Source organism: Vibrio sp. DNB22_10_4 (assembly GCF_052879755.1).
Map to the genome: position 1 here is coordinate 89,915 of NZ_JBNNXW010000012.1, position 22,620 is coordinate 112,534.

At 46.3% G+C, this 22,620-nt stretch carries 19 protein-coding genes; 15 read left to right on the plus strand and 4 right to left on the minus strand.

All coding sequences use genetic code 11. The features are described 5' to 3' along the window. Positions 1–213: 213 nt before the first annotated feature. The 7 genes from ACVA6Q_RS20285 (at position 214) to recG (ending at position 10,552) form a co-directional block, all read left to right on the plus strand. Complete coding sequence (locus ACVA6Q_RS20285) at positions 214–3,000, plus strand: response regulator (RefSeq protein WP_446648746.1); 2,787 nt, start codon at positions 214–216, stop codon at positions 2,998–3,000. A gap of 165 nt (positions 3,001–3,165) precedes the next feature. Then, the gene (gene gmk, locus ACVA6Q_RS20290; RefSeq protein WP_446648763.1) at positions 3,166–3,789 is read left to right on the plus strand and encodes a guanylate kinase; all 624 of its coding nucleotides are present in this window, start codon (positions 3,166–3,168) and stop codon (positions 3,787–3,789) included. A 274-nt stretch (positions 3,790–4,063) separates the two neighbouring features. Then, positions 4,064–4,336 carry a DNA-directed RNA polymerase subunit omega gene (gene rpoZ / locus ACVA6Q_RS20295; RefSeq protein ID WP_006071268.1) on the plus strand — a complete coding sequence of 91 codons (273 nt, stop codon included), beginning with the start codon at positions 4,064–4,066 and terminating at the stop codon, positions 4,334–4,336. A gap of 45 nt (positions 4,337–4,381) precedes the next feature. Beyond that, on the plus strand, positions 4,382–6,499 hold the full coding sequence (gene spoT / locus ACVA6Q_RS20300) for a bifunctional GTP diphosphokinase/guanosine-3',5'-bis pyrophosphate 3'-pyrophosphohydrolase (protein ID WP_353497607.1): 2,118 nt from the start codon (positions 4,382–4,384) through the stop codon (positions 6,497–6,499). Positions 6,500–6,561: 62 nt separating this feature from the next. Then, entirely contained in the window at positions 6,562–7,248 is a 687-nt protein-coding gene (trmH, locus tag ACVA6Q_RS20305; protein WP_446648747.1) for a tRNA (guanosine(18)-2'-O)-methyltransferase TrmH, read from the plus strand. A 96-nt stretch (positions 7,249–7,344) separates the two neighbouring features. Beyond that, complete coding sequence (locus tag ACVA6Q_RS20310) at positions 7,345–7,629, plus strand: GIY-YIG nuclease family protein (protein WP_418641865.1); 285 nt, start codon at positions 7,345–7,347, stop codon at positions 7,627–7,629. A gap of 844 nt (positions 7,630–8,473) precedes the next feature. Further along, complete coding sequence (gene recG / locus ACVA6Q_RS20315; protein ID WP_446648748.1) at positions 8,474–10,552, plus strand: ATP-dependent DNA helicase RecG; 2,079 nt, start codon at positions 8,474–8,476, stop codon at positions 10,550–10,552. 12 nt (positions 10,553–10,564) lie between these two features. Here recG and envZ read toward each other — a convergent pair whose 3' ends face one another. Then, the gene (gene envZ, locus ACVA6Q_RS20320) at positions 10,565–11,899 is read right to left on the minus strand and encodes a two-component system sensor histidine kinase EnvZ (RefSeq protein ID WP_446648749.1); all 1,335 of its coding nucleotides are present in this window, start codon (positions 11,897–11,899) and stop codon (positions 10,565–10,567) included. 80 nt (positions 11,900–11,979) lie between these two features. Beyond that, a complete protein-coding gene (gene ompR / locus ACVA6Q_RS20325; protein ID WP_006071277.1) occupies positions 11,980–12,699 on the minus strand; it encodes an osmolarity response regulator transcription factor OmpR in 720 nt (239 codons plus the stop codon). A gap of 353 nt (positions 12,700–13,052) precedes the next feature. Here ompR and ACVA6Q_RS20330 point away from each other — a divergent pair, with 353 nt between their 5' ends. Beyond that, on the plus strand, positions 13,053–13,916 hold the full coding sequence (locus ACVA6Q_RS20330) for a helix-turn-helix domain-containing protein (protein WP_446648750.1): 864 nt from the start codon (positions 13,053–13,055) through the stop codon (positions 13,914–13,916). Positions 13,917–13,977: 61 nt separating this feature from the next. Here ACVA6Q_RS20330 and greB read toward each other — a convergent pair whose 3' ends face one another. Then, positions 13,978–14,463 carry a transcription elongation factor GreB gene (greB, locus tag ACVA6Q_RS20335; RefSeq protein WP_006071280.1) on the minus strand — a complete coding sequence of 162 codons (486 nt, stop codon included), beginning with the start codon at positions 14,461–14,463 and terminating at the stop codon, positions 13,978–13,980. 282 nt (positions 14,464–14,745) lie between these two features. Between greB and ACVA6Q_RS20340 the strand changes: the two genes are divergently transcribed. The 6 genes from ACVA6Q_RS20340 (at position 14,746) to ACVA6Q_RS20365 (ending at position 20,770) form a co-directional block, all read left to right on the plus strand. After that, on the plus strand, positions 14,746–15,279 hold the full coding sequence (locus tag ACVA6Q_RS20340) for a hypothetical protein (RefSeq protein ID WP_446648751.1): 534 nt from the start codon (positions 14,746–14,748) through the stop codon (positions 15,277–15,279). A gap of 473 nt (positions 15,280–15,752) precedes the next feature. Beyond that, the gene (locus ACVA6Q_RS20345) at positions 15,753–16,487 is read left to right on the plus strand and encodes a hypothetical protein (RefSeq protein ID WP_446648752.1); all 735 of its coding nucleotides are present in this window, start codon (positions 15,753–15,755) and stop codon (positions 16,485–16,487) included. A 60-nt stretch (positions 16,488–16,547) separates the two neighbouring features. Then, positions 16,548–17,207 carry a fimbrial biogenesis chaperone gene (locus ACVA6Q_RS20350; RefSeq protein ID WP_418641860.1) on the plus strand — a complete coding sequence of 220 codons (660 nt, stop codon included), beginning with the start codon at positions 16,548–16,550 and terminating at the stop codon, positions 17,205–17,207. Positions 17,208–17,218: 11 nt separating this feature from the next. After that, positions 17,219–19,549 (plus strand): fimbria/pilus outer membrane usher protein, encoded by a 2,331-nt coding sequence (locus ACVA6Q_RS20355; protein ID WP_446648753.1) that lies wholly within the window; start codon positions 17,219–17,221, stop codon positions 19,547–19,549. Positions 19,550–19,552: 3 nt separating this feature from the next. Continuing rightward, positions 19,553–20,254 (plus strand): winged helix-turn-helix domain-containing protein, encoded by a 702-nt coding sequence (locus ACVA6Q_RS20360; protein WP_446648754.1) that lies wholly within the window; start codon positions 19,553–19,555, stop codon positions 20,252–20,254. A 36-nt stretch (positions 20,255–20,290) separates the two neighbouring features. After that, positions 20,291–20,770 carry a hypothetical protein gene (locus tag ACVA6Q_RS20365; protein WP_446648755.1) on the plus strand — a complete coding sequence of 160 codons (480 nt, stop codon included), beginning with the start codon at positions 20,291–20,293 and terminating at the stop codon, positions 20,768–20,770. Between the two features lie 91 nt (positions 20,771–20,861). Here ACVA6Q_RS20365 and ACVA6Q_RS20370 read toward each other — a convergent pair whose 3' ends face one another. After that, on the minus strand, positions 20,862–21,449 hold the full coding sequence (locus ACVA6Q_RS20370; RefSeq protein WP_418641856.1) for a YjaG family protein: 588 nt from the start codon (positions 21,447–21,449) through the stop codon (positions 20,862–20,864). Positions 21,450–21,514: 65 nt separating this feature from the next. Between ACVA6Q_RS20370 and ACVA6Q_RS20375 the strand changes: the two genes are divergently transcribed. Beyond that, positions 21,515–22,441, plus strand: a complete 927-nt coding sequence (locus ACVA6Q_RS20375; protein WP_446648756.1) for a D-2-hydroxyacid dehydrogenase — start codon at positions 21,515–21,517, stop codon at positions 22,439–22,441. The last annotated feature ends 179 nt before the right edge of the window (positions 22,442–22,620 follow it).

Sequence of the window (22,620 nt, forward strand, 5' to 3'; positions counted from 1 at the left end):
CGCGACAGCAATATTGGCGCGAATTCTAATTGCTGACAGGAATAAATCAACACTTTTCGAGTCAGTTTCAAAGCCTTATAAAACAACATCTTGATAAATAAGCAAACGTTTGCTCGCCTTTACTCTATGGAATTCATAAAAAGCGCAAACATCGGAACCTGGCTATTCGTCTCCTATACTGCTGAAATACGCCAAGATATAGGATGGGCATCCATGTCAGCCGCAATACGTAATTTAACCTTGAGAACCAAAACATCATTGATTGTATTGGGGTTACTCGTTGTTGTTCTGACCATGAGCTATCAAGTGATCCAATCACTCATGGACAGAAATGCGGAGGCAAAAGAAACCATCGAACTGCTCAACGTGGCTCATTCGCTCGACAACATTGCGCACTATTTTGCAGTCGAGCGCGGGCTCTCTGAAGGGTATAAATCCAATCTAGATAAAGCCACCAAACAAAAACTCATTACAGCAAGAGAACAAGCCGATAAAGCCAGCGAGCAATGGCGGAACTTATCCATTGAGCACCCAGACATCGAGCTCATTTTCAGTGAACAGAAACAGTCGCTGGCTCGAGCCATTGAACATACCGTCATGGTGAGAGAGTTCGTTGATCATGGTATAGGCGAGTATTCCTTCAAACACTACTCTGGACTCATCGAGCAAGCATTGACTATCTATGATGGCACCATCAGCACCATTGAATCCCCTGACTTAGTCGATGATTTATTGCATCACGTCCACTTGCTTTGGCTCAAAGAACGCGCTGGGCAATCCCGAGGCATTCTCAATGGTATTTTTGCAGCACCTGGGCAAACTATCTCGAACGATAAGATGATAGATACTGGCTTTTACATCCGAAGCTTCGACTGGAATTTGCGACTGCTGAAGCAGCGCGCTCCAGAGTCGCTCTATAGTCCCATTATCAACTGGGACGTTCATCAGAACATCAATAAGATTGAATCTGAGTTTGTTACTGAAGGTAAGCTCACTAAAGCGCTCAGCGCTATCACATCTGAATACTGGTTTCCTCTCGCGACAGAGCGTATTAACCGCATCAAAGCCATTCTGGAGCAGCAAAACCAGCAAATATTTCAAAGGGCGACCCGCACAGTGCTCGATACCAATCGGAACTTAGTGATTGGTGCAATTGGTCTTGCGTTTGCTATTACGTTTTTGGTGATATTACTCCTGATGTCTAGGCAGCTTGTGCAGAGGTTAGAAACGCTTTTAGACGCGACCAAACATGTGGGTCAAGGCGACTACAAAATATCACTCCCGCAGCGCTACTCTAACCAAAATGATGAAATCAGCCGTCTGAGTAACGGCTTTATCAATATGGCGAACTCCCTAGCGCTCAAAGAGCAGCAGATGCTCAAGCACAACCAGCAACTGCAACAAGCAACCGAACAAGCACGCTCGGCGGCGCGCGCAAAAAGTGAGTTTCTCTCTACCATGAGTCATGAAATCCGCACTCCAATGAATGGGGTGATTGGTATGACTGATCTGCTGCTCGATACCGAACTTGATGAGCAACAGTTCAAGCTTGCCCGAACTTCAAGAGATAGCGCTGAGTCTCTGTTGGCAATCATCAATGACATTCTGGATTTTTCTAAATTTGAAGCAGGCAAAATCGACCTAGAGCAGCTCGAGTTTAACCTCGTTGAACTTATCGAAGACATCGGCGCAACGCTCTACCTCGGTGCCTCTCAAAAGAAACTGGAGTTAATCTGCCCTGCTAACCCAGTACTGTCCCAATGGCATATTGGCGACCCGGGACGCATTAGACAAATCCTCGTCAACCTTATTGGTAACGCAGTGAAATTCACCGAGCAAGGTCAAGTAGCCGTTTATGTCTCTGTCCAACCAAAAGATGAGCAAATCGACAGCGTGAAATTCTCTGTGGTCGATTCAGGGATTGGTATCGAGAAAGCGCATCAAGACAAGCTGTTTGATAAGTTTACCCAAGCTGACAGTTCGACTACCCGAAAATATGGCGGTACAGGTTTAGGGTTATCAATAAGCAAAAAGCTGGTCGAACTTATGGGGGGTGACATTGGCGTTCACAGCGAATTCGGCAAAGGGTCAACCTTCTGGTTTGAAGTGCCGCTGCCCCATCTCGCCGACAAAGATGTCCACTATGCTCCTATGGGAGATCTCAAGCAGCAACGTATCTTAGTAGTGGATGACAACCCGATTAATCGGCAACTGATGGGGCAACTGCTTTCCAACTGGTCTATCGAATATCAGCAAGCCAGCTCTGCTCATCAAGCGATGTCAAAGCTTTCTGAGGCGTATGACAACGGCGCTCCCTACTCTATTGCCATCCTTGACTATGAGATGCCACAGATTAACGGCATCCAATTGGCGCGCAGCATCAAAGCCGACCACAATCTGCGTTCAACCAGGCTGGTGATGCTCTCTTCTGTAGTACAGCGAGGGGATATGAAACTGGTCAAGGACAACGGATTCAGCGCTTATCTCACCAAACCAACACAACAAGCAGAGCTGTTCGATATTTTGTCTCGCGTGGCCGCGCTTGATGGTATCGATGATCAAAGTATGCTGTTTATTACCAAGCACTCGCCGACGCAAGCACCTGAGTTTCATGCCCACGTGTTGGTTGTCGATGATATGAAGACCAACCAAGTGGTGGTCAAATCGCTACTGTCTAAATTTAAGGTCAGCGTCGACGTGGTAGAAAATGGTCAGCAAGCTCTCGATATCCTCCGTGAGCGCAGCTTTGACATTGTTTTTATGGACTGCCAAATGCCTGTAATGGATGGTTTTGAAGCCACCACTATGATTCGCAAGCCCGAGAGCAAAGTAGTTGACCCCAATGTCACCATCATCGCCATGACTGCCAATGCTATGCAAGGGGATCGCGAGCGCTGCTTGGAAGTGGGGATGGATGACTACGTCACCAAACCCATCAACTCAAAAATGCTTCTCGCGACACTGGAGAAATGGCTCACTACCGCACGGCAATCTGCTTAGCAAGTTATCCACAAGACAGTTGAGTCTGCATCTAGGTTTATGATACTCTTCGCCTCCATTTTTCTGGCCGAAATTTCAGCACTTCGGACAGTGTGTTATCTAAAATAGAAGAAGGTACTGACCGGCTTCTATTCCTTCAACCCAGAATGCGGACACTGACAAATGATTGGTAAAGGCACCCTTTATATCGTATCGGCTCCTAGCGGCGCTGGTAAATCGAGCCTAATTTCGGCGATGTTGGAAAAAAACCCAACCTACGCAATGAAGGTTTCAGTTTCTCACACCACTCGTGGCATGCGCCCAGGTGAAGAAGACGGTGTGCACTACCACTTTGTTGAAAAATCAGAGTTTGAATCACTGATCGAGCAAGGTGCTTTCCTAGAGTATGCCGAAGTATTCGGTAACTACTACGGCACGTCTCGCCTGTGGATTGAAGAAACCCTAGATAAAGGCATCGATGTTTTCCTAGATATCGACTGGCAAGGTGCACGCCAAATCCGCGAGCAAATGCCTCAAGCGAAAAGCGTATTTATTCTACCGCCTTCAAACAGCGAACTTGAGCGCCGTTTAAACGTGCGTGGCCAAGACAGCGATGAAGTGATTGCCAAGCGCATGAGCGAAGCAAAATCAGAAATGTCACACTACAGCGAGTACGATTATGTTATCGTCAACGATGACTTTGATGGCGCACTGGTTGATTTTAAAGCCATTTTGCGTGCTGAGCGTTTGAAGGAAGATAAGCAAGCGGTGAAATATAAAGGCATGCTGGATGCGTTACTAGCAGAGTAATGACTCCTCTAGCAAAAACCAAATTCAAAAAATAAAACGTCATCCTCACGAAAGTGAGGATCTTTGCCCGCGAGTATTCCGCTCAAGTAATGCGAGTCACTTGCCGCACGAGATCCCCTTTTTCAAAGGGATGACGAGTGTGCTACTTCGAAGATAGCGCGCAATTAAAACCCAAGTAACAGTAGCTAAACGGATCATTTGTGATCTAGAATCTAAATGTAATAGCCTGTATACTTTCTCGTCATCAAAAATTTAGTTAACTATTGGAGTTCTTATGGCACGCGTAACTGTTCAAGACGCTGTTGAAAAAGTTGGTAACCGTTTCGACCTAGTTCTTATTTCGGCTCGCCGCGCACGTCAGATGCAAATCGGTGGTAAAGATGCACTAGTGCCAGAAGAAAATGATAAGCCAACGGTTATCGCTCTACGCGAAATCGAAGAAGGTTTGATCACAAAAGAAGTACTAGACGCACGCGAGCGTCAAGAGCAGCAAGAGCAAGAAGCTGCAGAACTAGCGGCAGTAAGCAGCATCGCTCACAACCGTTAATTCGACCTATCCAACCAGAGTTCCATCGACGTTCGGGCCTATAATTTGTACCTATTCGATAGCCTTAAAGACGTTGCCCAAGAATACCTAACAGAGCCTCAAATTGAGGCTCTGCGTCAATCTTATGTGGTAGCAAGAGATGCCCATGAAGGGCAGACCCGCTCTAGCGGTGAACCTTACATCATCCACCCGGTTGCGGTTGCTCGTATCCTCGCAGAAATGCGTCTGGATATTGAAACGCTTCAAGCAGCTCTGTTGCATGATGTTATTGAAGATACGGAAGTCACCAAAGAAGAGCTAGAAGAACAGTTTGGCAACACCGTCGCGGAACTCGTGGACGGCGTCTCTAAGCTCGACAAGCTAAAATTCCGAGATCGCAAAGAAGCTCAAGCGGAGAACTTCCGCAAGATGGTGCTTGCCATGGTGCAAGACATCCGCGTGATCTTGATTAAGCTCAGTGACCGTACTCATAACATGCGTACATTGGGTGCGCTTCGTCCTGACAAGAAACGTCGTATCGCTCGTGAAACCCTAGAGATCTATGCGCCGCTTGCGCACCGTCTAGGTATTCACAACATCAAGACCGAGCTTGAAGAGCTGGGTTTTGAAGCGCTCTATCCAAACCGTTATCGCGTTCTAAAAGAAGTGGTGAAAGCTGCTCGTGGTAACCGTAAAGAAATGATCCAACGTATCCACAGCGAAATTGAAGGTCGTCTTGAAGAAGTCGGTCTGAACTGTCGCGTTTTGGGTCGTGAAAAGAACCTGTTCTCCATCTACAACAAGATGAAAACCAAAGAGCAGCGTTTCCACACCATCATGGATATCTATGCCTTCCGCGTTATCGTGGACACGGCAGACACTTGTTATCGCGTACTTGGTCAAGTCCACAGCCTGTACAAGCCTCGTCCTGGCCGCATGAAAGATTACATCGCGGTACCAAAAGCGAACGGCTACCAATCCCTGCACACCTCAATGGTTGGCCCTCACGGCGTACCGGTTGAAGTGCAAATCCGTACTGAAGATATGGATCAAATGGCGGATAAAGGTGTCGCGGCGCACTGGGCATACAAAGGCAATGGCGATCGCACTGGCACAACGGCGCAAATTAAAGCGCAGCGCTGGATGCAAAGCCTGCTTGAGCTACAGCAAAGTGCCGGTAACTCATTTGAATTTATTGAAAACGTAAAATCCGATCTGTTCCCAGATGAGATTTACGTGTTCACACCAAAAGGTCGTATTGTTGAGCTGCCACTTGGCGCAACCGCGGTCGACTTTGCTTACGCAGTTCATACCGATGTGGGTAATACCTGCGTTGGTGCTCGTGTTGACCGTAATCCTTACCCGCTAAGTAAAGCGCTTAAGAACGGCCAAACAGTTGAGATCATCAGTGCACCGGGCGCTCGTCCAAATGCTGCATGGCTAAACTATGTTGTGACATCCCGTGCTCGCACTAAGATCCGCCAGGTCCTTAAGACGATGCGCCGTGAAGAGTCCATCGTGCTGGGTCGCCGCTTACTCAACCATGCGTTGGGTCGTCATTCTATTGATACCATCTACCCAGATAACATCAATGAAGTGCTGACTGATCTTAAGCTCGACTCTGTGGATGACTTGCTGGCTGATATCGGCTTGGGCGAGTTAATGAGCATCGTCATTGCGCGTCGCCTGTTAGGTGATACCGATGAACTGACGCAAACCAGCTCGGTACCAACGACAGGCAAAAAGCTACCAATCCGCGGCGCGGAAGGTATTTTGCTGACGTTCGCCAACTGCTGTCACCCGATCCCAGACGATCACATTATTGCGCATGTGTCACCAGGTCGTGGCCTTGTGGTTCACCGCGAGACGTGTCCAAACGTTCGTGGTCACCAAAAAGAGCCGGATAAGTACATGGCTGTTGAGTGGAGCGACAACTTCGAGCAGGAGTTTACTGCTGAGCTGAAAGTCGATCTACAAAACCACCAAGGTGCGCTGGCTGAGCTGACCAATGTGATTGCCAAAACAGGGTCTAACATTCACGGTATCTCAACCGAGGAGCGTGATGGCCGTTTGTATACGGTGACCGTGTTGCTAACGACTAAAGATCGCGTACACCTTGCTGGCATTATGAAGCGTATTCGCGTGATGCCACACGCGCTTCGCGTCCGACGTCGCAAGAACTAGCACAGCCTTTGATTTAATACGGGTTCGATGAATATCGAGCCCGTTTTATTTGGAACATCCCAATGAATTTAGAACGCTACAATCGAATTCAGGAAGTGCTCAAGGCACGCCAACCCGACCTTACTTTACTGCTCGAGCAAGTACACAAGCCAAACAATGTCTCTGCGGTGATTCGCACTGCCGACGCGGCCGGCGTCCACAAAGTCCATGCTGTTTGGCCAGATGAGAAGATGCGCACCTTAAGCCATACCTCAGCCGGCGCACGAAACTGGGTGGAAGTAGAGACGCACGATACGGTAACCGGTGCGATTCGTGAGCTCAAATCACAAGGCATGCAAGTTCTTGCGACCAACCTGTCCGATTCTGCAGTCGATTTTCGCGACATCGATTACACCAAACCTACCGCAATCATCCTTGGTGGCGAGAAGAACGGTATTACTCAAAGTGCGCTCGGTGAAGCGGATCAGGACATCATTATTCCCATGGTCGGTATGGTGCAGTCGCTCAATGTCTCGGTTGCTAGCGCACTCATTCTGTTCGAAGCACAACGACAGCGTCAACTCGCAGGTATGTACGATCGCGATACCAGTGTTCTGCCAGAAGAAACCATCCATCGTATCTTATTCGAACGCGGCCACCCGGTTCTCGCCAAAGTCGCTAAGAAGAAGAACATGCCTTACCCACCGCTGGATGATGAAGGTCAGATTGTGGCGGATGAGTCATGGTGGAAAGAGATGCAGAAGAAGTAGCAAAGTTTGAGTTAAGACTGGTTTTCTCACCCGTTTGAAGTTACTCGCAATCCGAAAATACTCAAGTGGTAAGCTTCTGCTATTTGAGCAACTTCTATGAAGCGAGCATGTGTCTACATATTGTCTTCCAACAACCATAAAGTTTTGTATGTTGGTGTCACCTCTCAACTCGAGCAAAGAGTTTGGCAACACAAAATCGGTGTTGTTGATGGTTTTACTAAAAAGTACCACGTTCACAAGTTGGTCTTTTTTGAACTTCATCAATCAATGTATTCTGCAATTGAACGAGAAAAGCAGGTAAAGAAGTGGAAGCGTGAATGGAAAGAGAATCTTATTAAGAGTATCAATCCTGATTGGGCGGACTTGTATGATTCTTTATAATTGACACATGTACCGTGAAGACCCCACATCCAAAATGATCGTCACCCTTGCGCAGGCAGGGGCCTACTCAAAACGCGCACCAAGCCTCAGCAAGATTCCTGCCTACGTAGGCGCACGGCCAGTGGAATGACGAACCTATAGAGTCATCACACCCAAAATGATCGTCACCCCTGCGCAAGCAGGGGCCTACTCAAAACGCGCACCAAGCCTCAGCAAGATTCCTGCCTGCGTAGGCGCACGGCCAGTGGAATGACGAACCTTTAGAACCACCGCATTCAAATTAGCCGTCACCCCTGCGTAGACAGGGGTCTACTAAAAGCGCGCACCAAGCCTCAGCTAGATTCCTGCCTACGTAGGCGCACGGCCAGTGGAATGACGAACCTTTAGAACCACCGCAATCAAATTAGCCGTCACCCCTGCGTAGGCAGAGGTCTACTCAAAGCGCGCACCAAGCCTCAGCTAGATTCCTGCCTGCGTAGGCGCACGGCCAGTGGAATGACGAACCTATAGAACCACCGCATTCAAATTAATCGTCACCCCTGCGCAGGCAGGGGTCTACTAAAAGCGCGCACCAAGCCTCAGCAAGATTCCTGCCTGCGCAGGAATGACGAACCTTTAACATCACCGCATTCAAATTAGCCGTCACCCCTGCGCAGGCAGGGGTCTACTCAAAGCGCGCACCAAGCCTCAGCTAGATTCCTGCCTACGTAGGCGCACGGCCAGTAGAATGACGAACCTTTAGAACCACCGCATTCAAATTAGCCGTCACCCCTTGTATAAAACTGTACAAAAAGACAGTTAAATGCTTGAATATTCCCATCTAACACTCTGATGGATGGTGAATATGGCTCAGTTACTGTCGGCAATTCCTTTAACTTCGCTTACTGGCGTAGGGGCAAAAGTCGCAGAGAAACTTGAAAAGGTAGGATTGCACACGGTGCAAGATCTGCTGTTTCACTTGCCTCATCGCTATGAAGACCGCACACGTATCTACCCTATCGTCAAACTGCACCCGGGTCTTTGGGGGTCAGTGCAGGGTAAAGTGATGAGTAGTGATGTCGCCTTTGGCCGTCGTAAAATGCTGACTGTGAAAGTCAGTGATGGCAATGGCACCATTACCCTACGCTTTTTCAACTTCACAGCGGCGATGAAGAATAACTTCTCCGAGGGGCGTGTTGTTGTTGCCTATGGTGAAGTGAAGCGCGGCAATCACGGCCTTGAAATCATCCATCCTGAATACAAGTTTCATGCAGAGGGGAAAACGCCAAAGCTCGAGCAAACTCTGACGCCCGTCTACCCGACAACTGAAGGCTTGAGACAACTGACTCTGAAGAGTTTAACCGACCAAGCGCTAGAGCTCATGGATGGTGCCGCTGTTGATGAGCTACTGCCAAGTGGCTTGTACAACCAGCAAATGACGCTTAGCCAAGCGCTACACATTATTCACCGCCCGCCGCCGAACATTAACCTCGACGATTTTGATGAAGGCAAACACCCGGCTCAGCAGCGCTTGATCATTGAAGAGCTCATGGCGCAGAACTTGTCGATGCTCGCCGTGCGCAGTAAAGGTCAGCAAGATGCTGCGATTGCACTAGATCCGGTACAAACGCTTAAACAAAAGCTTTTGGAGCAACTCCCTTTCTCACCAACGGGCGCTCAATCTCGCGTGGTTCAAGAAATTGAAACCGACCTGCAAAAACCTATCCCTATGATGCGCTTAGTACAGGGAGATGTGGGATCGGGTAAAACCCTAGTCGCAGCCTTGGCTGCGGTGCGCGCGATTGAGCATGGCTATCAAGTGGCCATGATGGCACCTACCGAATTGCTCGCTGAGCAGCATGCGATTAACTTTGCTGGCTGGTTTGAGTCGATGGGCATTCAAGTAGGCTGGCTGTCTGGTAAGCAGAAAGGCAAAGCGAAAGAAGCTGAGCTCGCACGCATTGCCAGTGGTGAAGCACAAATGGTTGTCGGCACCCATGCGCTGTTTCAGGAATCGGTCGAGTTTAACAACTTGGCACTCGTTATCATTGATGAGCAGCACCGCTTTGGTGTCCACCAGCGACTCGAGCTGCGTGCGAAAGGCGCTAAGCAAGGCTTCTACCCGCACCAGTTGATCATGACGGCCACGCCGATTCCTAGAACGCTGGCGATGACCGCCTATGCAGATTTAGAAACCTCAGTCATTGACGAACTGCCGCCGGGGCGAACCCCGATTCAAACGGTCGCTATTCCCGATACCAAGCGTGATGATGTGATTGAACGCGTCAAAAATGCCTGCCTTCATGAAGGCAAACAGGCATATTGGGTGTGCACCTTGATTGATGAGTCTGAAGTGCTTGAAGCGCAAGCCGCCGCGGATACCGCCGAAGACCTACAACGCAAACTCCCCGATCTTAAGATTGGCTTGGTACATGGCCGCATGAAGCCGGCGGAGAAACAAGATGTGATGCAGCGTTTTAAAAACAACGAGCTGCATCTTTTGGTTGCTACCACAGTGATTGAGGTCGGGGTGGATGTGCCTAACTCCAGCTTGATGATCATCGAAAACCCAGAGCGCCTTGGTTTGGCACAGCTACACCAGCTGCGCGGCCGTGTGGGACGTGGCAGCGTTGCAAGTCACTGTGTGCTGTTGTATCACTCTCCACTGTCTAAAACCGCTCAGAAGCGCTTAGGCGTGCTAAGAGAAAGCAATGACGGCTTTGTCATTGCTCAGAAAGATTTAGAGATTCGAGGCCCTGGCGAGTTGCTTGGTACCAAACAAACCGGCTTGGCTGACTTTAAGATCGCCGACTTAGTTCGTGACCAGCGCTTAGTACCAGAGGTGCAGCGCATTGCCCGTCATGTTCATGAACAATATCCGGACAACGCTAAGAAGATTATCGACCGCTGGTTAGGTGATAGAGAGTTTTACGCCAAAGCGTAATGAAAGCGGTTCCTAGACTCTAGGAACCATACCCTTCCCATTCTTCACCGCAGGAAAACTCACCTGCGCCTTCAAGCCGCCTTCACTGCGATTCGAGATACTCACCGAGCCGTGATGCTGGCTAATAATGCGCTTAACAATCGCCAGCCCCAGCCCTGTACCTTCACTGCCTCGAGCAGTGTCACCACGTGTAAAAGGTTCGAATAGACGGCTGATTTGATCTGGCTCGATACCCGGACCATTATCTTCCACCGTCACCCACGCCAGTTTGTTATCAGCGGTCATACCTGTCGTCACCTTCACCCAGCCATTCCCGTAACGCACGGCATTCACCACCAGGTTAGTAATGGCACGTTTGATGGCGATAGGACTCCCTTCGATGTCTTTGATACGCGCCATAGGATCAAAATCGATTTGGATCTCATACCCCCCTTCAGACGAGACAATATCCGACGAAATATCATTCAGGCTAAGCGGTTCGAACGACTGAGTGTTAACGGGTTTCAGATAGTCCATAAACTGGCTGATGATTTCGTTACATTCTTCAGTATCACTGATAATGCCTTCCGCCAAGTAGCTGTCTTCTGGCGACATCATCTCTGTAGCAAGGCGAATACGTGTCAGCGGCGTACGGATATCATGACTGATACCGGCCATTAATAGCGTGCGATCTTGCTCAAGCTCTTGAATGCCTTTCGCCATTTGGTTAAAGGCTCGAGTGACTGAGCGGATCTCCGACGCCCCTTTTTCTGGCAGTGGCGGTGGGATTTCTCCTTGCCCTACTAGCTTCGCCGCATTTTCCAGAGCCGTCAGTGGCCGGTTTTGCAAGCGAATAAACAGCCAGCCACCAGCAAGGACAAGCAGCGCCATAATTAAGCTATTGCGAAACAGCGGTGCAAAGTCTTCTTCTTGCAGCTCAGAGAGCGGGATACGGATCAGGGAGTTTGGTAGCGCGGCGATTTGCATCCATAGAATATAGCTCTCCTCACCAAGTATCAGACGAACCTCAGTCTCGGTTTGTAGCTCGTCGCTCATCTCTTCGCTCATCAAGTCGATAGGCAACGCATGGTTAAACTCACTTGCCATAGGACCATCATCCGCATGAATGGTCACGCCCAACTGAGCTAACACCTGCCTACGCAAAGGCGCATCCATTTCAATTTGCCCATCGACATCTTCCGTATCTTCTAAGAAAAACACCAACTCGTGAGCCAAGATCTTGTTGAACTGCTGCAAGCTCGGCAGCAACGCATAGTTGTACACGGCGTAGTATGAGAAAACTTGGCTGGCAACTAACAGAGAGAAAAACAACAGGATAGATTGGGTGAAGGAGCTACGAAAGCGCATAAGGTTTCCTTTGGAGCGAAGATCGAGACAGGATAATAAACAAAAAAGGCTCTGAATCCATCCAGAGCCTTATCAATCAATTATGCTTCTTTACCGTCCGGCACGAAGACATAACCTAGACCCCACACAGTTTGAATGTAGCGAGGCTTACTCGGGTCGATTTCTAACATACGACGCAAGCGAGAAATTTGCACGTCAATGGAACGCTCCATCGCTGAGTACTCACGGCCACGAGCCATGTTCATCAGCTTATCACGCGACATTGGCTCACGTGCGTTGGTGACCAATGCTTTAAGCACTGCAAACTCACCAGACGTCAGAGGCATAGCCTCTTCACCACGGAACATCTCACGAGTACCAAGGTTTAGTCGGAAGTCACCGAATTCGACCACAGACTCTTCTTGACTTGGCGCACCTGGCGCTTCGATGGTTTGGCGGCGCAACACCGCTTTAATACGAGCTAATAGCTCACGCGGGTTAAACGGTTTTGGTAAGTAGTCATCCGCACCGACCTCAAGGCCAACGATACGGTCTACTTCATCGCCTTTCGCTGTCAGCATTAGAATCGGCAACATGTTGTTGGCGTTACGTAAACGACGACAAATCGACAGGCCATCTTCACCTGGTAGCATTAAATCCAATACCATCAAATGAAAGTTTTCTCGGGTTAACAGGCGGTCCATCTGCTCACTGTTAGCAACACTGCGTACTTGGAATCCTTGCTCTGATAAGTAACGCTCTAGCAATGCACGGAGACGTGCATCGTCATCAACAACTAAAATCTTGTGATTTTCTTGCATATTCGATTCCACCACTAAAAAGCAATTCACACCCTCAACTTGCTATTTTATGAAGCAAACCAAAGGTTCAGCGGTAAATGTAACATTCCTTGGACAAAAGTTGTGCAGAGAATTGTTAGCGTTTATTAATTATGGTCTATATTAGCTGCCTTCGATACCATTCTGTGTGATATGAATGGTGTTTATTGTATGTTGCCAGACTTTTTGTTCTGAAACATGATTAACCAAAGCGTCATAATTCTCGCGTTCGCTAACGCTTTGTAACGCTTCGTAATAGGGTTTTCACAGCCCAAAGCGCCGCTCTCATATACCCTAAGTAACGTCTCTGGTCTCGATACATCAAGGAGAGGGTTATGACCATATCGTCCCAATGGGAGCCACAATTTTCCCGTGACAATTTTGCCACCGCACTTAAGTACTGGCGCAGCGTCAATGGCCTGTCTCAACTAGAACTCGTTGAAGCGCTCAGCTTGTCTCATCGGGCTTTTCAAGGGGTCAACCAACCTATGCTCAGTAAATGGGAGCACGGCAATGGACAGCCCTCTCTAATGCGTCGCGCTGGTGTGGCTGCCTTTTTCCAACTGCCCTATCGCTACAGCCAAGAAGAGCGGCGACTCATACAAGGCGTAGCAAAGTACGATGAGTTCTTTATCGGCAATGAACCCGTCTATCCCTGCTCAATCGAAAAGTTCGTCAGCTACTCTTGGACGCAACTGCCTACTCTCTATCGCGAACAAATAGAGTACGCCCAGCAGCACTACCGCAATATCAGTTTTCAAGACCTAATCAGTGCTATGTCGGTAAAAGAAGTGAATGTGGTGGTCGCTTTGCATCAACAGGCGATGGTCGGTCATATTGTCTATGGCAAAGATTCCAGCGGCCAAGGCTGCTTGCTTAGCTACTTAGCCCAGGACAAACCACTTCATCGCCAGATTCATCGACATGCTTGCCAGTTATTTGAAGGGAAAAAAATCTTCGTTACCGCCATCAAGCCTTACGCGAAAACCTTGATGTCTGATATTTATATTCCTGAGAAACGCCAAGTTGGTGAGCTAAGTATCTTTGAATGTGATTTAACCGCACTCGATGCCAACCCATTCTTTGAACAAATACACGATGAAGGGCGAGTGTTATCGTTACTAAGCCATCATCAAAAAGTGCAACGAGACCGCCGCTCAGCTCCCACACACAAAACGGACGAGTTAGCTCTGTTATAAATCACAGCACGCAATTTGAGCTCTCAAAGACATACCACTTTAGGAGCTCAAGTCGCTCTATTTATTCAGAATGCTGTTGGTAAGTGATGGAGTTAATAAACCACTCCTTATCTCCTTGAGGAGTCTTCACCACTACCTCATCATCCACTTGTTTTTTTAGCAGCGCCCTCGCCATCGGAGAATCAATCGATATATAGCCTTTTGCATCACCGTAAATCTCTTCGGGACCTACAATCCGAAAATGCATGGTTTCACCTTCTTCATTCTCAATCTCCACCCAGGCACCGAAAAAGACCTTCCCTTCTTGTTGAGGTGAATAATCAACGATGGTGACCTCAGGTAAGAACTTGCGCAGAAAGCGAACACGGCGATCGATTTGGCGAAGCAAACGCTTATTGAAGGTATAGTCTGCGTTTTCAGAGCGATCACCTAAACTCGCCGCCCACGTCACTATCTTAGTGACTTCAGGACGTCGCTCGTTCCAGAGGTAATCATGTTCTTGTTTCAGTTTGTTGTAGCCTTCACGCGTGATCAATTTGGTCTTCATTTTGCTCTCTATTAATAGCAACTGCTGCTGAGAGATTATAACGAACTATTTGACTTTGTATGAACCCAAAATCCTCCCACCTTGTACACCAACGAATTGCTGAAATGATAGTAAACCGTCAAAACACCGTTTTAAACTACCTAATTATCAATATGGTTACCCAATGATTTATATCGTTTTTATTTTTTATTAGGACTTATTCTTTTACTTACCCCCTTAACTAATACCAATAATGAATTCTCAACGCATCACTTTCGAACATTCACTGTTAAGGAAAACATCATGTTTAGAAATAAAGCCTCTTTTCTACCTCCACTTAAACTTACCAAAAGAGATCTTCAATTAGAGGATATGGAGCAATTAGGCGTACATTTTGTTCATGGCACTAATTCAAGCGCTTTAGAAGGGTTGGTAAAATTCCAAGCGTTATTATCGGCTGAGGATATAGACTGTACCCCTTGGTTCCATCGAGCCGACGGATTAAAATCTGGAGAAAGGGGTAATACATTTAACAACTTGTATCGCAATCAACCCATAAGCCAAGGGGTTAGCCTTCATTACACTCGCAACTACCACGAATGTCTTAATCATTATGCCAAACTCGGGTTACTCAGCGAGGACAACTATGAAGTACTAATCGGTTTAGACTCATTTGTCCCGCTGCGTGCTAAGTTTACCTCACATCCCGTTAGTATCGGTGGTATTAGCATAATGCGAATCTGCGCAATTTATGTTCCTGCACAATATGTTTCAGACGTAAGAGAGATGTTCCAAACAATTCCCTCTTTAGTCACCAAAGTACGAAGTTTTAGATAGTTGACCAACACTTTCGTGAAGATAAACCCCATAGAGTGCTGAAGAAACACTTCGCTTAGCACTCTTTCTTAAAAAGTCATTGACTTCTTTTTATTTATCAACTTTAGAAGCATCTTTCAAATAAATCCGCCAACCAACAACTAATCCAATTGTTGAAAAACCTCTCATATCAAACCACAAACTAATACCAAATCCTAATATTTAACTTTCAGTAGTTTCTCTCTCAAGTTTGTTTATTTTAGTGCAATAGGCTCTACAGCTGGCGAAAAGCTCAACATCAACAAGAATTAGTGCTGTATAAAAATACAATAGAAATTATAAACAACTGATATAGCTAGCTTTTTATTTTTTATAATCATTTATTAGTTAACTGGGTTCCAAAAAAACAATAAATTCCATCTCGAATCAGAACACACTGACATTCATATTTAACTCATCTCAATTAACAAACTATTTAATCTGGAAAATAACTTATGACTTTCAACCTAAAAAAACAAACTCTAGCTAGCAGTGTTGGCCTTGTACTAGTGCTAAGTACATCATCAGCAATGGCTGTAGACCAATATGCGTTCAAAGAAGATTTATATGGTTCTCACGACAAAATAAATACTCGAAACGAGGAAAGTAAAGACATTGAATTAAACATCACTGCAAATGTTCAGTATGAAGGAGCTATTTGTTCATTTGATTTTGATAGTGGTTCCGGATTTGATGTTAATTTTGGCGATGTGACACTCAATAACGGAGAAGACAATACTATTGATACTCGAGAAACAGGATTACAATTAACTGGTAATGGCTGTGAAATGGCGTTTTTTAATATTGAAAATACATCAATGAAAGGAAAAAGTGCAGAAGAAGGGAAATTCGCCTGGCCCGTTGAAAATGCCTATTGGAAAGAAAATGGTCAGACTTGGTATGCACTAGGGGACGATATTGGTGTCTGGTTTACAACGGTTATCAAGAAACAAGACAGCGAGATTACAGCATCTATTGATGGCAATAAAAAAGTCAAGATTGAGAATGGCTATAAGATTGTAAAAGCAGGAGAAAAATCAGAATGGCACCGACTGAAAGACTTTGCTAAAGATAACACTCTTACATTAACAACGATTATGCATATTGACCATAGAAAGTACGCTATTTGGAATCACACGGCAGATAAAAAAGTCGATAAAGTGATGTCTTTTACTGCAAAGATTCAATAAAACTTATTTAATTCCTATCTTTGGAGTATTTATATACTCCAAAGATATAGAGATGTGAAAATGAAAAAATACATATTACTTATGTTGATACTACCAAGTATTTGCTATGCCATTGCTATTCCCGGAGCTAGGGTTGTTTATATTGAAGGGAATAAACACTTTCAAGGTGAAATCGTTAACAACTCAGATTCTGCCACGTTAGTACAGCTTTCCATATTAAATGACAATTTTGATGAAGAGAGGCTGCCAATAATAACACCAAATATCATTTTATCTAAATCAGATAGTCGTTCAGGATTCAGAATCTATAATTTAGAATCAGTAATGGACTCTAATGAAGTAGAAACATATCGGACTCTTAGTGCTGTCTCTATAAAAGAGCAGTCAGACACTCCATCAGATGTCGTTGCTGGCATGGATATGCATTACAAGTTATTTATCAGACCGAAATCTATTGCAACTCTAACCATGGCAGACGCAGTAAAGAAACTCGTAATTAACAAACAAGGTGATGATTTTGCAGTAAAAAACGAGTCTCCATTACACATCACGCTCATCTCTATTGAACAAAGAAAAGAAGAGACGATGGTAGTACAAATGATCGCCCCTTATCAGGAGATTACATTTACTAAACGTAGCAATTTTAACCCCAACAATTCTTTTGAATTAAATTACATCGACGACATTGGGTTACTTGCTAAAGATAAACGCTCGCTATAGATATATTACCCATGTTACGTTCCTTAATTCTGTTCATTCTGACTGCTCCCTTACTATCTTTTGCGGGAGGTTTTGATCTTTCTCTCCTTAATGGCATCTCTAAAGATGCCTCTCTCGGCAGCTTGGTTAATCACATCCCTGATGGTAACTACGACTTTAAAATTACCGTCAATAAAAGGCGAACGTATTTTGAATCCATTCTCTTCTACAGCAATGAGCAAGGAGAAAGCACGCCATGCTTCTCAGAACAACAATTAAGTGAGTTCGGCATTAAACCGGATATCAACTTAACACAAGGCGCATGTGTGCTAAGCAGCGAAATTGGCTTGGATATTGATTTTGGCAGTTTCGAAATAGCCATGAACATTCCTTCCAGATTTTTGCTGTCAGAAAAACAGTATGCTCTGACTCATTATGATGATGGTATCACAGCATTAATGTTGCCATATTCGGCTGGAATGACGACTAAGTTTGACGATAACTACAGAGCTTACGGTTCAGCAAGCCCACAATTCAATGTGGGACGGTTTCGCTTCAAGAGCAGCCTCTCGGCTTCTATGATGAATCAAGAGACGACAGTGTCCAATGGATATCTCTATGGATATACCAACATTCCTTCACTACGCAGCAAGTTTATGTTTGGTGAACTAAGTCAAAGCACAGCAGTCATGGGGGCGGTCGATATGCAAGGCGTTAGCTTGAGCAGTAATAGCCGTTTGTATCAATCAGGGCAAATGACGGACACCACAACCATTCGTGCCAATGCAGAAACGAATGCCGAAGTGCGTGTTTATCAAGACAACGAACTGATTCACACTGAATACGTGGCGGCCGGCGAATTTACTATTAACGATATGAACATTCGCTCCAATAGTGATTTCGTGGTCAGCATTAAAGAAGAAGATGGACGTGAAGCGGTTTTTTCAGTTCCTAGTCAATTGGTACTCAGTGTCCTAAAGCAAGGCACTAGCGAACATAGCTTATTTACAGGGCTACAACGAACCAACTCACACGCCTTTTTAGGAGGAGAGTTGGTCTATGGTCTGACGGATACTCAATCTTTAACTACTGGGCTTTTCGTCGAGCGCGACTATAGCAACCTATCTGTGGCTAGTACGATGAATTTCGACCTATTGGGTGGTGTTCGCCTATCGGCTGCACATTCTACTTACCTACCAACGGGTCAGTCGGGAACTAAAATCAATTCAAGCTTAACCAAAAGCTTGCCATTCTGGTCGCTGAATTTTCAGACCTCTCTGAGTCATTTTTTGGGAAATGGGTACCGAGATATCAATAGTAGTCATATTGCCGATATGGTTAGAAAAGGCTATCAGTTTTCTACGTCAGCGAGTAGCGGCCTGCCCTTTCAACTTGGAAGCGTCAGTCTGTTTCAGTCTCTGGGAGGATCAGACAAAGCACAATTCCAAAGCTTTGGCTTAGGATACTCATTTGGTAATGAACACTATCGATACTCCGTTAGCGCACTAAAAGCCTATTCTAAAGAGAGTAATCAGAATGACTTTGCCGTCGACAATCGCCTCTCGATGAATTTTTCGATGCCGCTCAACTGGGGAAAATCGCGCGTAAGCTTATCTCGCTCACACAGCAGTGGTCGCCCTGCCAGTACCTCGTTGTCTAGTGGTATGCGGTTCGGCGACAGTAGCTCCGTATCAGGCTCTCTGCGTTTCGATGATGAGAAGGGCATTGTTGGGCATGGTTTGTCTTTATCAAGCAATAGTGAATATAACGATTATTCTCTGCAATACTCAAACTCTCAATCGGGTTCACAGGTTAGAGGCACCGTAAAAGGTGGCTTGGTCGTTGCTGAAAATACCGTGCTTCCAACTCGGCGTCTCTCCGACACCAATATATTGGTCAGAGTTGACGATGTGGAAGGGTTAAAAATAAGAAATGCCGGTAAAACAAACGCGGATGGCTTTGCGCTCATCCCTTCAGCCTATTCGTACAGTCAAAATCGAGTTTCAGTAGAATCCAAGTCGATTCCTGATGGAGTCTACCTTGACAATACCGTCGCAAATACGATTCCAAGTGAAGGCGCTCTCACCTTAGTCACTTATCACGTTAAAAAAGGGCGCGACACCATGCTTAAGCTGAGGCAAGAGGTTTCATTAGGAACTAAGCTTTATAGTAATGATGCCCCGATTAGTAGCTACTTTGACAGTGATGGCCGTGTATTTATTGCGGCATTTGACAAAAATGAGGAACACCTAAGTGTTCCTATGCTCAGCTGTGACGTAAACATTATTGAAGACAGCTATATCGATATGTCGGGCTTAGATTATTATGAAGCCGAGTGTCTGTCCCCAAGTAAAAGAAGCTAAATCATGACACCAACCACAAATATAACCTTGAACCCGAATAGTGGTCACCTGGCGGAAGATGGGCTTACTATCGCCAAATTAAACAACAGTGAGCGACTTATCCTAGAAGCTCTTTGCAATGCTCAAGGGCACCCATTAACCAAGCAACAGTTATTGGACGTTGGCTGGCCTGGCAAGATTGTTGTCGCTAATTCGCTCAATGTCGCCATCCGAAATATTCGGACAGCGTTGGATAAAGTTGGCTTAGTGATGTGCTTAGAAACCGTTCCAACTATTGGTTTTCGGTTAGACCCTAATGTCATTTTGATCACCAATGACGTGCCTTTTGTCAGCGTGAACGTAAGTTCAGCCAGCGCTAGTGACAATGACGCCAGCTCTTCTGAACTAACCGCTCAGCCAGTCGAAGAATGCCCTTCACCCAATGACACAGTTGCGACACCAACTCGGTTTAAGTTAGTAAAAAAGGTGCCTTTAATGGCACTTTATGCCGCCTTGTTGTTTTGTGCTTTAGTGATTTTTTACGTGTCATCGATAAAGCCAAGTATGCACACCTATAAGCGTGGCAACACCACTTTAGTCGGCTCATTCTCTCTGCCAGATAACACGGTACACGCCCTCTCTAAAGAGACGGAGGGTCATGTGGTGTATTTTCGGGATACTTCTGATGAAGATGGCATTATTCGCTTGGTCCCAATTGAGCACTGAACCGAGATTTTAGCTTCGAATAGTAAGGAATACTGAATGCGCCCTACCAATGCTATGGCAAACCTGCGAACAATAGCGACATCAAAATGCTCCGTTGCTTTGCTGCTAATGGTTTCTGTTGTTTGGCTATTGTACCCCTTCGTTAATGGCTTGGGATGTAGCTATAGGTTTACTCATGATGGTGAGCTCAACTTGCAAAAAGGCAAATGCCGCTCGGGCGTGTTGTCTGTGTATATCGAAAATAAAGCCAGCGGGAGGGTCATTAATAAGACCATGCTTTGGGGTAAACGAGGATCGGAGATTTACACGCTATTTATTAGTCAGAGAGAGGTAAAACCTGCAGTGGCCACCGATAATCAAGCACTGTATGCCGATACGTTTTATGATAATCAGCTGTTAATAGTCGGGCTGCTGCTAGAGACAAAACAGCCTAATCAGTACATCTCTGTGTTTGATTACCCTTTTGATATCGGCTACGACATCACCTTGTTTGGCAAGACCAGTTTTTTTGATTAAGACGAGAAGGTATTGAGTTTAGTTTGGTCGTTCTCAGGCTGGTCGTGGAAAACTTACCTGAGAACGCACTTTTCTATCCTGAAGGCGTACGCTAGATACTTACACCAATGTTACTGACTCCCTCTTCCTTAAGCTCAAGGCGAAGATCTTTAATCAGCTCTATATCACGCTCAGTGCAATCACGTAGTGGACGGAAAATAGCCCACTGAACATCCCACTCTTCACACACAGCTTCGTTTTCTTTTTGGTTCTCATTGGTGATTTCCACACCGGTTTCTGCTTGCTCAAGCTGAGCCACAGTCGCGACAGACTGTTGACTGATCTTAAGCGTTGATTCCAGTAAGTAATCGCGATCGAGCAAACCATGCAGTAGAGTCGACAAGGCAAAGCATGCATCAATTGCTGGATAGACGCCGTAGATATCGAAATCTTCCGAGTTTGGAATGACCTCTTCTAGCTTCTCAAGCTGCTTTTCGAAGTTGATTTTAGCGGTTTTCACCGTCAGCAGTTCCCATACCGCATCCAAAATATTGCGGTATACGCGTGCTTCAGCAAACTCGGTCTGCTCACAGAACATAGCGTAGTTGGGGTACATACGCTCGCACAAACAGGTCATAAAAGTGATATGCTGCCAAGGCTCAAATTTTTCGATACGTACCTGAATAGGGTTCTTTAACATGGTCGCTCTGCCGTAGTGAATATAGTCTGCGGAAGTGTAACCAAACGGATAGGGAATAGCCAGAAATGACGACGCAAAAGCATCGCTTAGCACTTGTGACGGACAACAATGACCACTACCGAAAGCTCCTTGAAAGCAAACAGTTGCCAGACTTAACGTTCACTAGCCAACTTGACGAGGCTACCATCTTGCTCGCCGCCCCACCGAAGTTGGCAACGAAACTCGATGAAGCCAACAAGATAGAGTGGGTTCAGTCGACCTATGCAGGTATCGATGCATTGCTCGGCGAGTCGCTTCGTAAAGACTACAAGCTGACCAATGTTAAAGGGATTTTCGGCCAACAGATCAGCGAGTACGTACTTGGTTATTCAATTGGCTATTTTCGTCATTTCGACCTTTACAAGCAGCAGCAACAAAAACGTGATTGGCAGCCTCACACTTATCAGTCCATGATCGGCAAGCGCATGGTCATTTTTGGCACAGGTGCCATTGGTAGCCACTTGGCCAATACAGTGAAAGCACTTGGCATTGTTCCTATTGGTGTTAATCGTACCGGCATTCCGCCTAGACAAAGTGCGTTTGCCGAAACCTACCATATCAATGAAGCGGCGAAAGCCCTTGAAAGCGCAGACATTATTGTCAATACACTTCCGAATACGCCAACCACCGATGGTCTATTTGATGAGCGTTTGTTCTCTGCCTGTCGCCATGCACTGTTTTTCAATGTCGGGCGAGGTCAAACCGTGGACGGTAATGCTCTGCTCCAAGCGCTGGAGCGCGGCCATCTGGTTCATGCCTTTTTGGATGTGTTTATCGATGAGCCCATCTCACAAGAGTGCCCTTACTGGAGCAACCCAAATGTGACCGTCACTCCTCATATCGCGGCCATTAGTTTCCCTGAGCAGGTGGTGGATATTTTCGCTGAGAACTATCTGCGTTGGCGAGATGGGTTTCAATTGCAGAACGTGATTGATTTTGAGCGTGGGTATTAGAGGGAATATTTTACTAACCATCGTGTTCAAAATGGTCGTCACTCCACTAGCCGCGCGCCTGCGTAGGCAGGGGTCTTCTCAAAGCGCGTACCAAGCCTCAAGTAGATTCCTGCCTGCGCAGGAATGACAAGCCTTTAGAATCACCGCACTCAAATTAATCGTCACCCCACTAGCCGCGC